The organism is Gilliamella sp. Imp1-1, assembly GCF_001690415.1.
In the GTDB taxonomy this organism is placed as follows: Bacteria; Pseudomonadota; Gammaproteobacteria; order Enterobacterales; family Orbaceae; genus Gilliamella; species Gilliamella bombi.
The window spans coordinates 1-13554 of sequence record NZ_LZHK01000011.1 but is presented as its reverse complement, the minus strand read 5'-3'; the positions used below and the strand labels follow the sequence as shown (position 1 = coordinate 13554).

The window sequence follows — 13554 nt, the reverse complement described above, 5'->3', positions numbered from 1 at the left end:
CGTAATTATGGTAAGGATATAGATAAAAGCAGTATGGATAGGTGCCTTTATCGCTATCGTCATTTAGTCGAGAATGCCTTTGCTAGAATCAAGCAATATCGTTCAATATCAACTAGATACGATAAGTTAGAAAGGAATTATGCCAGTATGGTATCACTGGCATTTATGTTAATGTGGCTGCCAATGTATTGTTGAGTAATTTATGTACAGCAAAGATCAACAGCCCCTAATCTTTCTATAAAAATTAAAGTTAAAGTTATGGTTTATTATCTTCCCATAACGTTATTGATATTTTTAAAACTTAAATATGGCTTAAACACTGAAAGATGAACCGCAACCGCATGTTGTTGTTGCATTGGGATTATCAACCACAAAACGAGAGCCTTGTAAACCTTCTACATAATCGATAGTGCCGCCAACTAGATATTGTAAACTCATGGGATCAATAACTAAAGATACACCATTTTTTTCAATAGCTAAGTCATCTTCGTTTACCTTTTCATCGAAAGTAAAACCATACTGAAATCCACTACAACCACCGCCTGTTATATACACCCTTAATTTTAGGTTTGGGTTCTCTTCTTCAGTGACTAATGATTTAACTTTGTTGGCTGCAGCATCAGTAAAGTTAATCGGTAAAGCATCGCTCATATTCTTCTCCTAATATATTGATCTTTGCATTATATACCTTTGCTAAATGAAAATACAAAATAGAAAACTTCTATTAAATAAATTTCTCATAGTTAGCTTGAATTTATTTTGATTTTATGAATAAATACACAAAATTTTCTAGAGAGATTATCTCGATTATGCTAAACAATTTCAAATCAGAAAAACTTTATCATCAGGCTCAATCAGTTATGCCCGGTGGCGTAAATTCACCTGTTCGCGCCTTTAACGGTGTTGGTGGCTCACCTTTATTTATTGAGCGTGCAAACGGTGCGTATATTTATGATGTGGACGAAAGAGCCTACATTGATTATATTGGTTCTTGGGGGCCGATGATCCTTGGACACAATGATCCCGATGTAGCCAATGCGGTAATTAACGCTGTTCATAACGGTTTAAGTTATGGTGCACCAACCGAAATTGAAACCAAAGTTGCTAATTTGGTCACTCAATTAATGCCTTCAATTGAAATGGTGCGTATGGTAAATTCGGGAACTGAAGCGACCATGAGTGCTATCCGTGTTGCACGTGGTTTTACTGGACGTGATAAGATTATTAAATTTGAAGGCTGTTATCACGGTCATGCTGATTATTTGTTAGTTAAAGCGGGGTCTGGTGCTCTTACTTTTGGACACCCAACTTCCCCAGGTGTACCTGATGATTTTGTTAAACATACCTTAGTTTGTGATTATAACAATTTAGAATCGGTCAAAAAACAATTTGAACAATATCCCGACCAAATTGCCGCCATCATTATTGAGCCTGTTGCTGGCAATATGAATTGCGTGCCAGCAAAAAAAGAGTTTTTACACGGTTTACGAACACTTTGCGATAAGTATGGTACGTTATTAATCATTGATGAAGTGATGACAGGCTTTCGAGTCGCTCTTGGCGGAGCTCAAGATTATTATGATGTTGTGCCCGATTTAACTTGTTTAGGCAAAATTATTGGTGGAGGTATGCCTGTTGGAGCGTTTGGTGGTCGTGCGGATATTATGATGCAATTAGCACCAACTGGTCCAATATACCAAGCTGGAACGCTTTCAGGTAACCCCGTTGCAATGGCAGCCGGTTACACAACGTTAACCAAGTTAATGGAAGTTGGAATCTATCAAGAGTTAAAAGATAAAACCGCATCGCTTGCTGATGGTTTATTATCGGTAGCTAAAAAGCATAATGTACCATTAGTGGTGAATTATGCAGGTGGGATGTTTGGATTATTCTTTACAACTGCTTCTGAAGTAACCACTTATCAAGATGTGATGCAGTGTAATGTTGAATTATTTAAGAAATTCTATCATCATATGCTAAATGAAGGTGTTTATTTTGCACCGTCAGCTTTCGAAGCTGGTTTCATGTCACTTAAGCACACAAACAAAGAGATCAATCACACCATTGATGCAGCAAGTCGTTTTTTTAATAACTTAGTTTAAATGTATAGCACTTTTTATATTTCCAATTAAAAATTAAACTATTAAAATAGGTAATAATTATATGGTTAATCCACTTAAAGAAGGTGAAAAAGCACCACAATTTTCGTTGCCAGACCAAGATGGAGAGCTTGTAGGCTTAAATGACTTTAAAGGCAAACGTGTTTTAATTTATTTTTACCCAAAAGCTATGACGCCTGGTTGCACTGTGCAAGCATGTAATTTGCGAGATTGTTCTGATGAGTTCAAAAAATACAATGTGGCGATTCTTGGTATAAGTACCGATAAACCTGAGAAGTTATCTCGATTTATTGAAAAAGAGCTGTTAAATTTTACGTTGCTTTCTGACGAAAATCATGAAGTTGCTCAAGCATTTGGTACTTGGGGCGAAAAAGAATTTATGGGGAAAACCTATGATGGAATTCACCGTATAAGCTTTTTAATCAGTAAAGACGGTAAAATCGAAAAAGTGTTTGATGATTTCAAAACAGCCAACCATCACGAAGTAGTTTTAGACTATCTTAAAAAACACAGCAAATAGTTCTGATTAAAAGCAGATTAACCATTAATCTGCTTTTACTTCGCTATTGATAGTATTTAATTCGTCTGGTTTTGGCCATGCATTTATAATTGCCTTAACTAATGTAGCCAAAGGTATTGCAAAAAATATTCCCCAAAATCCCCATAAACCTCCAAACACAATTACCGCTAAAATAATTACTAATGGATGTAAATTAAGTTTTTCAGAAAATAAGCAAGGTACTAATAAATTACCATCTAATGCTTGTATTAATACATAGAAAAACAACAAATAACCAAATTGTGCGCTTAATCCCCATTGAAATAACGCAATTAATACAACTGGAATACTTGAAATAATAATACCAACGTAAGGCACTAATACAGATAATCCAACAAGCACGGCTAATAAAAGTCCATAATCTAACCCAAAATACCAAAAAGGAATATAGATACAAATGGATAAAATAATTATATGTAGTACATTGCCTACTATATAATTGGATATTTGCATATCCATTTCAGCAGCAACTTTATTTAAAATTGTACGGTTCTTAGGCAAGATTTTTGAACAGTATCCCCATATTTTTGTTTTGTCCTTTAATAAAAAAAATATCATTATGGGTACTAATACCCCATTAATTGCAACAGATACTAGCCCTAATAAAGACACAATGGAAAATTGCAATAACGAATTGCCGGTTTGCACAACTTTGTTGGTAATACCTTGGATGACCGAGTCGAATAAGCCAACATCAATTAGTTTAGGGTAGTGTTCAGGCAAGGTGGTTAAAAAGTTGTTTGCAAAATTTAGCATGTTTGGAATATTAGTGATTAAGCTAATGCTTTGTTGCCAAATTAATGGTAATAAAATCATAAATCCGACTAATACAATCATTAAAAAAAGCAGTAACACCATTACAACTGCCAGTGTTCTTGGTATGTTTTTTTTATGTAGATAGTTAACCGGTCTATCAAGTAAATAAGATAGTACAATTGCAATTAAAACCGGTAGAAGAATTTTATTGAAAAAATAGATAATAATAAATAAGCCAACAATAACAGCCATTAGCGAAACAACATGCGGATCGCTAAAGCGTTTTTTATACCATTCTATGAACATTTTTAGCATTAAAATACTCCTATTTTGCTGACTTTTTAAATAATAACTTCGTTTGGTTATTTTTTTAAACCACCCAATATACCACGGGTGATCTGTTTGCCGATTTGATTAACAATTTGCCTTGTTGCGCTTTTGGCTATTTTTTGGGTGATATCATCGTGTTGTCCACCTCTTGGCCCCTTAGTACCAAAAAGTAGTGTGCTTAAAAAATTTAGCAACCCACCATTATTTTGTTTATTATTTTTATCATCGTCTATTTTTGTATCGCTACCATTGCTGTTTTGATCGGATTGGTTATTTAACGAAAATCCATTTTTCAGTATTTCATAAGCGGATTGTCGATCTATGGTTTGTGCGTATTTGTTGTAAAAACATGATTGGCGAATAATAGTTAATTGATCTTCTGGCAACATAGGCCCCATTTTTGAACTCGGTGCAATAACATAACCACGTTCAACCATGTTTGGACGGCCTTTTTCATCTAGAAACGAGATAAGAGCTTCACCAACACCTAATTCCATTATTGCTTTTTCAGTATCAAAACTTGGATTGGCGCGCATAGTTTGGGCAGCCGATTTTACAGTTTTTTGATCTTTTGGGGTAAATGCGCGTAAGGCATGTTGCACACGATTGCCTAATTGCCCTAAAACTGTATCAGGAATATCACTCGGATTCTGAGAAGAAAAATAAACCCCGACCCCTTTAGAACGAATTAAACGCACCACTTGTTCTATTTTTGCTAATAATGCAGGCGAAATGTCATTAAAAAGTAAGTGAGCTTCGTCAAAAAAGAAAACAAGTTTCGGCTTATCAAGATCACCTACTTCTGGCAAATGCTCAAAAAGTTCTGACAATAGCCACAATAAAAAGACTGAATATAATTTTGGCGAGTTATATAACTTTTCGGCCGATAAGATGTTAATTATACCGTAACCTTTAGGATTAACTTGCATTAAATCTTGAATGTTAAGCATTGGTTCACCAAAGAAAAATTCGGCACCTTGTTGTTCAAGAGTTAACAATCCACGTTGAATTGCGCCAATTGACGATAGCGAAATGTTTCCATATTGTGTGGTAAATTTTTTAGCGTTATCACCAACAAATTGAATTAATGCTCGAAGATCTTTAAAGTCAATTAATAATAAATTGTTATCATCAGCGATTTTAAATATCAACTGTAATACACCTGCTTGAACGTTATTTAAATCGAGTAACTGACCAAGCAAAATAGGCCCTATATCTGACACAGTGCTACGAACGGGGATTCCTTTTTCAGCAAATACATCCCATAATTCAATGGGTGACGAGTCTGGTTGCCAATTATTAACTTCAATACTCGCTAAACGAGCTTGTAGTTTTTCAGTTAATTTGCCCTTTTCACCAATCCCAGTTAGGTCGCCTTTAACATCAGCAAGAAAGACAGGTACACCTATTTTTGAAAAACCTTCTGCCATTTTTTGTAATGTCACTGTTTTACCTGTACCAGTTGCGCCAGTAATTAAACCATGACGATTAGCTAATGCAGCAATAATTGATAAATCTTTACCATGACTTTTGGCAACTACAATCGACTCACTCATGGAATAACTCCCTTGTTGTTTTTTACTCTGCAATAAAAACAGTTTTGTTATAAAAATATATTTGGTTATTAAAACAATTTTTCTATTAAAACTACACATAATATTGTATTCTGAATTAGCAATAGCTGCTATTGTTATTATTCTAACTAGCCCATATAAGGAGGCACTATGTTTCCAGAATATCGAGAATTAATTTCCAAATTAAAAAATACCGATTTACGTTTTCAAAAATTATTCGACCAACATAATGAGCTCGACCAAAAAATTAAAAATATTGAATCTGGAATTATTGTCAATACCGCTGAAACGATAGAGGCATTAAAAAAACAGAAACTTAAAATTAAAGATGAAATTCATGAAATTCTAAAAAAAGCGTCTGAAATTATCTAAACTTTTAATTACCTACAACTTGTAATTATTTTAATTAATCGTTGTATTTCAAACTAATAAACAATTAAACAAAAACCCCAATAATTGGGGTTTTTTATTATGTGTTAACTTAAAATCCTTGCGCTAACTATTTTATATTTAATTGCTTAATTTTGCTTGAGTTTTTTTGTTTTCGGCTTTTAATTAGCATAATTAAATTTTTATGTGGTGTTTTCATAGATTATTTCCTTTGTTATTATTTTATATTTAACATTTTGATTTTTAGTATTTTTTAAATACATACTTCTTAAATTAGCTAAGCGATATTAGTATCACTTAGCTGTTATTAGTTAATTAAAACCATTGTCCAAAACGTTTGATATAGATACGTTTCATTAATTGTGCAACGCAGCAATAGCTAAATAGAGTTGCTAAAAGCCATGGAAAGTATGACCAAGGTAATGGTTGTAGTCCAATTAACCCACTTAGTGGAGAAAATGGAATATAAATACCAATAGCCATAACTAACAAAGTCATCACAATAACAGGAAATGCCGCCGTGCTTTGCACAAATGGAATTTTTTGTGTTCTTAGCATGTGCACAACCAAAGTTTGCGATAATAACCCTTCAATAAACCATCCTGAATGAAATAGTGATTGAGCTTCAACACTATTAGCACTAAATACAAACCACATTAATGCATAAGTTGTGATATCAAAAATAGACGATGTAGGCCCAATCCAAATCATAAAACGTCTAATATTTAACGCATTCCATTTACGTGGTTTTTGTAAAAATTCATTGTCCATTTTGTCCCATGGCAATGAGAGTTGTGAAATATCATACAATAAGTTTTGAATAAGTAAATGTATCGCTAGCATAGGTAAAAATGGTAGAAACGCACTAGCAACCAATACTGAAAAAATATTGCCAAAATTAGAACTTGCTGTCATGTTTAGATATTTCATGATATTGCCAAAGGTCTCGCGGCCACATATTACACCTTCTTCTAAAACCATTAAGCTTTTTTCAAGTAAAATAATATCAGCAGATTCTTTAGCGATGTCGGTTGCAGTATCGACCGAAATCCCTACATCTGCATCGCGAAGTGCTGGTGCATCGTTAATACCATCGCCTAAAAAACCAACTGTATGTCCATTATCTTGCAACAACCGAATAATTCGCGATTTTTGCAGCGGCGTTAATTTTGCAAAAATAGTGTGCTGTTCGATCTGTTTTTTTAGCTCGACATCATCCATTTTTTCAATTTCAGTGCCAAGTAATGGGGTGCCTGGTTCTAAACCAACTTCTCGGCAAACTTTAATGGTGATGATTTCGTTATCACCAGTTAAAACTTTAACACCCACACCATGCTCATTCAATGCCGAAATAGCTTCAAATGCGCTTTCTTTTGGTGGATCTAAAAAAGTTAAAAAGCCACGAATGGCGAGCGCAGTTTCGTCCTGCACTGTGTATTGTGGTTTTGTTTCACTTGCCGGAATGTTTTTTACTCCAACGGCTAACACTCTAAAACCTTCTTTATTATATTCATGTGCTAATGCGATCAAAGCTTGTTTACGTTCATCGTTTAATGGTAAATATTCGTCATTTTCATAAACGTAACTGGCAATGGACAGCATTTCTTCAACTGCGCCTTTACAAATCATCAAATGGTTATCATCACCATTTTGTACCACCACCGATAAACGCCGGCGTACAAAATCAAATGGTAATTCATCAATTTTTTTGTATAAGCTAACACCTACCTTTTTCATGCTGGTTTTTTCTTCGGCAAAACGAATGATCGCTTTATCCATCAAGTTTTTCATACCGCTTTGATAATAACTGTTAAGCCATGCAAGTTCCAAAACAGATGAATCAACTTGACCTTTTATATCAAGATGATGTTCTAAAATGATTTTATCTTGTGTTAATGTCCCCGTTTTGTCAGTACATAAAATGTCCATCGCCCCAAAATTTTGGATTGCGTTGAGTCTTTTAACAACCACTTTACGTTTTGCCATACCAACAGCGCCTTTTGCTAGATTAGCGCTCACAATCATTGGTAACATTTCAGGCGTCAAGCCAACGGCCACAGCTAATGCAAAAAGCGCAGCATCGCCCCAATCATTTTTTGAAAAACCATTAATAAAAAATACAATTGGCACCATAATTAGCATAAAGCGAATAAGCAACCAGCTAACGCTATTAACACCGCGATCAAACGAAGTTTCAGCACGAGATCCTACAATTGATTTTGCCAATGAGCCAAAATGAGTATCCCCCCCTGTTGCAACAACAATAGCTGTGGCGGTTCCACTAACAACGTTGGTTCCCATGTAACAAATGTTATTAACATCAAGCAAATTATCTTTGTTGATGTTTGATGTTTCGATATTATCGGATGTTTTTTGTGTTACAGCACCTAATGTGTCGTACTTTTCAACTGGAATCGATTCGCCTGTTAATACGGCTTGGCTAACAAATAAATCCCGAGATTCAATCAATCGAATATCTGCTGGGATCATGTCTCCAGCCGACAAGTAAACAATATCCCCAGGAACAATTTCACTTAATGGAATTTCAATACGTTCTGGGGTCATATCTTTATGCGCACGTCTTAGCACCGTTGCTGTTGTACGAATCATCGATTTTAACGCTTCAGCCGCTTTATTCGATCTAAATTCCTGCCAAAAACGCAATAATCCACTCAGTGATACCATAGTTAGAATAATGATAATACTGGTTAAATCTGTTTCTTCACCATTTTGCAAAGGTAACCAAAAATCAGTCACAAAACTGACAATAGCTAACGCTAATAATACAAATATAAATGGATTATTAAACGCCATTAATAGTTGTATTAAAACTGATGGTACCTTTTCGCGTGCGACTTCATTTTTTCCATATGTTTCAATTCTCGACTTTGCACTTTCTTGTGTTAATCCTGAAAGGCTGGATTGAAATTTAGCTAAAATACTATCAAGACTGCTTTGAGCTTCGTTGATAGCTTTAATATCTACACTATTTTGTGCTTTAGTTTTTGATGTATTTTTTGTCATCATGAGTACCTATATTCATAATTTTGGCAAAAGTAGGCCAACTTATTGTTACTAAATAACAATAAATAATTAAATTTTGTGATTAACTAAAATTTAGTGCATAACAAAAGTAGCCTATAAAGCTATTTTTTATAGCCTGGGCTGAGCATTAAATTTGATTAGCAAACAGAATTAATTAAGAATTTAGATACAACTCGGTGGTTCTAAATGTTTTTCTGAAAGATGTAAAACACGCACCATTAAGCTTTGCGCGCATTGGTGTTTTGAATTTGTGTGATAGCGTGTAAAAAAATACATATCGTTCACCGTTACCGTTTTATCAATTTCGGTTTGTGAACTGAAAAAATGGTTATTTAGACAGGTTCATTAACCGATAATGATGTGTTTAAATTTGTCTCCCCTAGTCTTGGGGTGACCCGATTGAGTGTCCATATTTCTCCTGTAAATTGAACTCTTCACTTTATATTTCAACTTCCCTTCACCCTCGTTTTTAACTTCCATAATAGCTAAAAAAGGAAGAAAAGCTCAAAAGGCGGGCCTCTTTATACTCCTTTAAGGATTAGAAGTCAACCTATATCACGAAAAAATAAATACAGTTGTTGAAAAACGGCACTTATCGCCGTTTTCATCTTCACTTTATATAAAATTGATAACCCTATTATCTAATAGAATATACAATCGCTACCCTATTAACTAACGTAAATATTTTAAAGGGAACTATCGGAATTACTCCATAATAATCAGTCCAATTTGGTAATTATTTTGTAATTTCTTTTATCACATTTATTTAAGAAAAATGTACTCAAAACGGCTAGCTTGGATAATATTATTAATATATGCTGATATTTGATCGAGTTATAAAAATAACAACAAAAAAGCACTTAAAATTATTATTTAACTAGTATGTAGCAGGCTATATTAATAAACAGAATGAACAGTATTATAAAATTTCATCCTGTTTTTATATAGATATTAACCTTGAATTTTCAACCTTGCATTCTTTAACTGATTAACAAGATCTAACAGTGATAAATTGAGTTGATACATAAATTGTTGGTACGAAAACTCTTTTTTGCTAATTTCGTTTAATTGCAATTCCCAATGAGCGGTCATGTCTGGCATCGACATTATATCTGGTAGTGATAAAATCAGACTTTTACCCACCTCAGTTGAGCGAATTGCTTTGCCTTGACGAATTAAAAATTGACGTTTAAATAACAATTCAATAATGCCAGCCCTTGTTGCTTCTGTACCTAAACCATCAGTTTCACGCAGTATTTTTTTGATTTCTGGATCTTTAACAAATCTGGCAATCCCCGTCATCGCAGACAACAGTGTTGCGTCAGTAAATGATCTTGGTGGCTGAGTTTCTTTGCTAACCAGTTCAGTATCAATGCATTGCACGCTTTCACCCTTTTTAACTAATTTAGTTAATAAACCATTACTTTCATTGTCATTCATATCGGTTGGGGATTGATGGTTTTTAGTTCTAAATAAAACTTTCCAACCTTCATCAAGCATTTGGTTAGCTTTAGAAATAAATTTTCCACCTTGAATATCTACATCAATTTGCAATTCAGCATATTTATATGCTGGATAAAATTGAGCTAAATATTGCGTTGCCACAACTTGATAAACCGCCTTTTCGTTGTCAGTTAAGTTTTCCATTTTAGCTTTACGCAACGTTGGAATAATAGCGTGATGTGCTTCCACTTTTTTGTCATTCCAAGCTTTAGTGCGTAAAGTATAATTAGCATTACTAATTGCGGTATGCAGTTCTGGACAATTATTTTCAATGGCAGACTTTATACCCTTAATTTGTTTTAAGTGTTCTTCGGGCAAAAAGCGACAATCCGATCTTGGGTAGGTAATTAATTTATGTTTTTCATATAACGATTGGCAAATATCAAGCACATCTTGGGCACTCAGCCCATTTTTTTTAGCCATCTCAATTTGTAGTGCTGATAAATTAAATGGCATTGGTGGCGCCAGTTCTTTCTTTTTATTACTAACTTTATCAATTGTGCCTGATTGCTTATTAATACGCTGACAAACATTTTCGGCCAATTTTTTAACCAAAACACGCCCTTCCTCATCCTGATAAGGAGCACAAGCTTCGCTAGGTTGCCATTTAGCTTTAAATATTTCATTATCTTTGGTTTGTAGCACTGCAAAAACTTCATAAAATGGTTTAGGTACAAATTGCTCTATCTCTAAATCTCGTCTAACCACTAACCCTAAAATAGGGGTTTGTACTCGCCCAATTGATAATACACCTCGATAACCGTTTTTTTGACCAACAATAGTACAAAGCCGACTCATATTAATTCCATACAGCCAATCGGCTCTAGCCCTTGCTAATGCCGAGGTTGATAAAGGAATAAAATCTTGATTGTTGCGTAATTGTTGCAATGACTTTTCAACAGCACTAGCATTCAAATCACTAATTAAACAGCGTTGAATTGCTTTGCGCTTATCTGGCGATAATTGGCAATAATTTAAAACTTCATCTACTAGTAACTGCCCTTCCCTATCTGGGTCACCAGCGTGTACTATTTGCTCTGCTGACTTAATCAGATCTACCAAAATATTAAATTGTTTTTGTGTATTGCCTTTAGGCATTAATATCCATTTTTCAGGCACTATGGGTAAATCATTAATCACCCATTTTTTATATCGAGGATCATAAACTTCTGGTGTAGCTTGCTCAAGAAGATGACCAATACACCAACTAACCACATCGCCATTACTCGCTTTAATAAAACCATTACCTTTTTGAAGAGGTTTAGGTAATACGTCAGCGATAGCCCTTGCTAAGCTGGGCTTTTCGGCAATAAACAAACGATAAGATTGATTAGGTTGCATAAGAATAATTATTCATTAAAATTTCAAACAAGATAAGTTTGAATCGGTGTTAATTTCATGGTTTTAAATAAAAATCCAATTATATCCTTATACTCAACTTTATAAGCGTTCATAAATTTTCTTCCATTTTTTAACGATGCTTTATTACCACCATTTTTTGTATTTAAGCCAAATAACTGAAATAACACAAATAATAACAAGTAGTAATATTAATCCTACAAAAGACCAACCTTCACTACTAAAAGGAATACCAGCTAAATTGACGCCAAGCAAGCTGGTTAAAAACGTAATGGGTGTAAAAATTATGGTAAAGAGTGACATTAAATAGATTCTTTTATTGGTTGATTCAGCCAAGAAGCTATTAATTTGTTCCATAATTGAAGCTATTCTTAATAAACAGCTATCAATATCAGATACATAATGATTTTGTTGATAGGAAATGTCATGCAAGCGTTGGCGATCGTTATCATCAATCCACGATATTCTTTCAGTCGAAATTTTTACAAAAATATCGCGTTGTGGTGATAACAATCGGCGTAAGACGATCAACTGTTTACGAACTCGACCAATTTCTTTATAAGAAAAGATACGTTGGTTTAAAACAGATTCCTCTAACTTAATGATTTTATTGTGAACACTATCAAAAGATAAATTAACTTGATCACTAATTAAATCAGACATTTGAATCAACCAATCCGCCACATCTACAGGACCAATTCCCTTTTCTAGATGATCCTTTAATTCAGCAATAGCCGAAATTTGTTGATGCCGTGTTGAAATAATCATGTTATCAGTTATATAAAAACGAAAGGTAACAATAGGATCGGGAAGCTCATTGGGAACAAAATTAACACCTTTTAAAACCACTAAAACACCCGACTCAAAACGAATTTCCTTGGATATTTGCTTAGGTTTTAGCAATTCATTTTTAATCAAATCTGGAACTAGATTTGTATTATTTACCCAATTGATGGTTTCTTGTTTAGCAAAATCTAAATGAATCCAAAATGGTTGTGAAATTGAAGGTTTACTCTGTTCATTAAGTGGTAGCGCTTTGCCTTTACCATCTAACTGACAACAAAAAGCTGGTTTAGCTTCTAAAAGATGTGAAACAGAAATAGAACTTACACTATTTTGACTAGTCATTACCGATCTCATTTATTGTTTTTTCAAATTATATACCTAATTTAGCTTAAATTGGAGCCATCAACTAGCGTTTTATTATTTTATTTAAGGCATTAAAACCAATCCGTTAAGCTCATACTGACACAGGTTAAACCTGACTAAAAACCTAAAACGGATCAAGCTGAACAAAGTGGACAATATCTGGAGCATAATACCTGAAAGTATTGTAATATAAGCCAGTTTTTATGTATAAATATTGTCTTCAATACCAACTGGGAGCAGATTAACCTGACGGCTATTATTTATAAACCGTATAAATCATTTAGATCATCTTCACACACTAATTTAGAAATAAATTCATTAAAGCTATTGCATAGAAAAAGAGTACTCTTATCTTGATTATCCGTTAAAGATAAATTGTCTGACCATGTGTCAAGAGTATAGTAGTATATTTTTCCATTATTAGGGCGTGTTGATCTTTCATGATTATTTTTTAGACGGCATGATGTGAGTTATAATAATTCAGCCAAAAACAACCATAACTCGATTCATCATGCCAAGAACAATGCTAACAGATAAACGGTGGGAAAAGCTACTACAAATAATGAAAAATACCGGCCGAGTTTATAATAAATCCGAGCATCGGATGACGTTTGAAGGGATCCTTTTCCGAATGAGAACCGGTATTCCTTGGCGAGATTTGCCAGAAGAGTTTGGTGAATGGAGCACTGTCTATAGGCGATTTAATTTGTGGTCTAAAAAAGGAATATTAGTTGATATTTTCAAACATTTATCACAACTAGCGGATTTT

At 34.0% G+C, this 13554-nt stretch carries 11 protein-coding genes; 5 read left to right on the top strand and 6 right to left on the bottom strand.

Annotated elements, in window-relative coordinates:
* Positions 1-195, top strand: a 195-nt coding sequence (locus A9G38_RS11515; RefSeq protein WP_141671338.1) for a transposase, incomplete at its 5' end; no start/stop codon positions are given.
* Between the two features lie 117 nt (positions 196-312).
* On the opposite strand, the gene erpA is transcribed toward A9G38_RS11515, so the two are convergent.
* Positions 313-651: an iron-sulfur cluster insertion protein ErpA gene (erpA, locus tag A9G38_RS01580; protein ID WP_034914816.1), complete on the bottom strand. Its 339-nt coding sequence runs from the start codon at positions 649-651 to the stop codon at positions 313-315.
* A gap of 158 nt (positions 652-809) precedes the next feature.
* Between erpA and hemL the strand changes: the two genes are divergently transcribed.
* Both hemL and bcp read left to right on the top strand, forming a co-directional pair.
* Complete coding sequence (gene hemL, locus A9G38_RS01575) at positions 810-2102, top strand: glutamate-1-semialdehyde 2,1-aminomutase (protein ID WP_034914818.1); 1293 nt, start codon at positions 810-812, stop codon at positions 2100-2102.
* 61 nt (positions 2103-2163) lie between these two features.
* Positions 2164-2640 carry a thioredoxin-dependent thiol peroxidase gene (gene bcp / locus A9G38_RS01570; protein ID WP_034914820.1) on the top strand — a complete coding sequence of 159 codons (477 nt, stop codon included), beginning with the start codon at positions 2164-2166 and terminating at the stop codon, positions 2638-2640.
* A 24-nt stretch (positions 2641-2664) separates the two neighbouring features.
* On the opposite strand, the gene A9G38_RS01565 is transcribed toward bcp, so the two are convergent.
* Together A9G38_RS01565 and A9G38_RS01560 are read right to left on the bottom strand one after the other, a co-directional pair.
* On the bottom strand, positions 2665-3750 hold the full coding sequence (locus A9G38_RS01565) for an AI-2E family transporter (RefSeq protein WP_034914823.1): 1086 nt from the start codon (positions 3748-3750) through the stop codon (positions 2665-2667).
* Positions 3751-3797: 47 nt separating this feature from the next.
* A complete protein-coding gene (locus A9G38_RS01560; protein WP_034914826.1) occupies positions 3798-5321 on the bottom strand; it encodes a helicase HerA-like C-terminal domain-containing protein in 1524 nt (507 codons plus the stop codon).
* Positions 5322-5489: 168 nt separating this feature from the next.
* On the opposite strand from A9G38_RS01560, the gene A9G38_RS01555 reads away from it, so the two are divergent.
* Complete coding sequence (locus A9G38_RS01555) at positions 5490-5711, top strand: YdcH family protein (RefSeq protein WP_034914830.1); 222 nt, start codon at positions 5490-5492, stop codon at positions 5709-5711.
* Between the two features lie 333 nt (positions 5712-6044).
* Here A9G38_RS01555 and mgtA read toward each other — a convergent pair whose 3' ends face one another.
* From mgtA to zntB, 3 genes are all read right to left on the bottom strand, one after another.
* Positions 6045-8753: a magnesium-translocating P-type ATPase gene (mgtA, locus tag A9G38_RS01550; RefSeq protein ID WP_034914834.1), complete on the bottom strand. Its 2709-nt coding sequence runs from the start codon at positions 8751-8753 to the stop codon at positions 6045-6047.
* Positions 8754-9725: 972 nt separating this feature from the next.
* Entirely contained in the window at positions 9726-11618 is a 1893-nt protein-coding gene (locus A9G38_RS01545; protein WP_034914838.1) for a DNA topoisomerase III, read from the bottom strand.
* A gap of 144 nt (positions 11619-11762) precedes the next feature.
* Positions 11763-12776 carry a zinc transporter ZntB gene (gene zntB / locus A9G38_RS01540; RefSeq protein ID WP_080702380.1) on the bottom strand — a complete coding sequence of 338 codons (1014 nt, stop codon included), beginning with the start codon at positions 12774-12776 and terminating at the stop codon, positions 11763-11765.
* 520 nt (positions 12777-13296) lie between these two features.
* Here zntB and A9G38_RS01535 point away from each other — a divergent pair.
* The coding region (locus A9G38_RS01535; protein WP_141671662.1) for a transposase at positions 13297-13554 on the top strand (258 nt) is incomplete at its 3' end.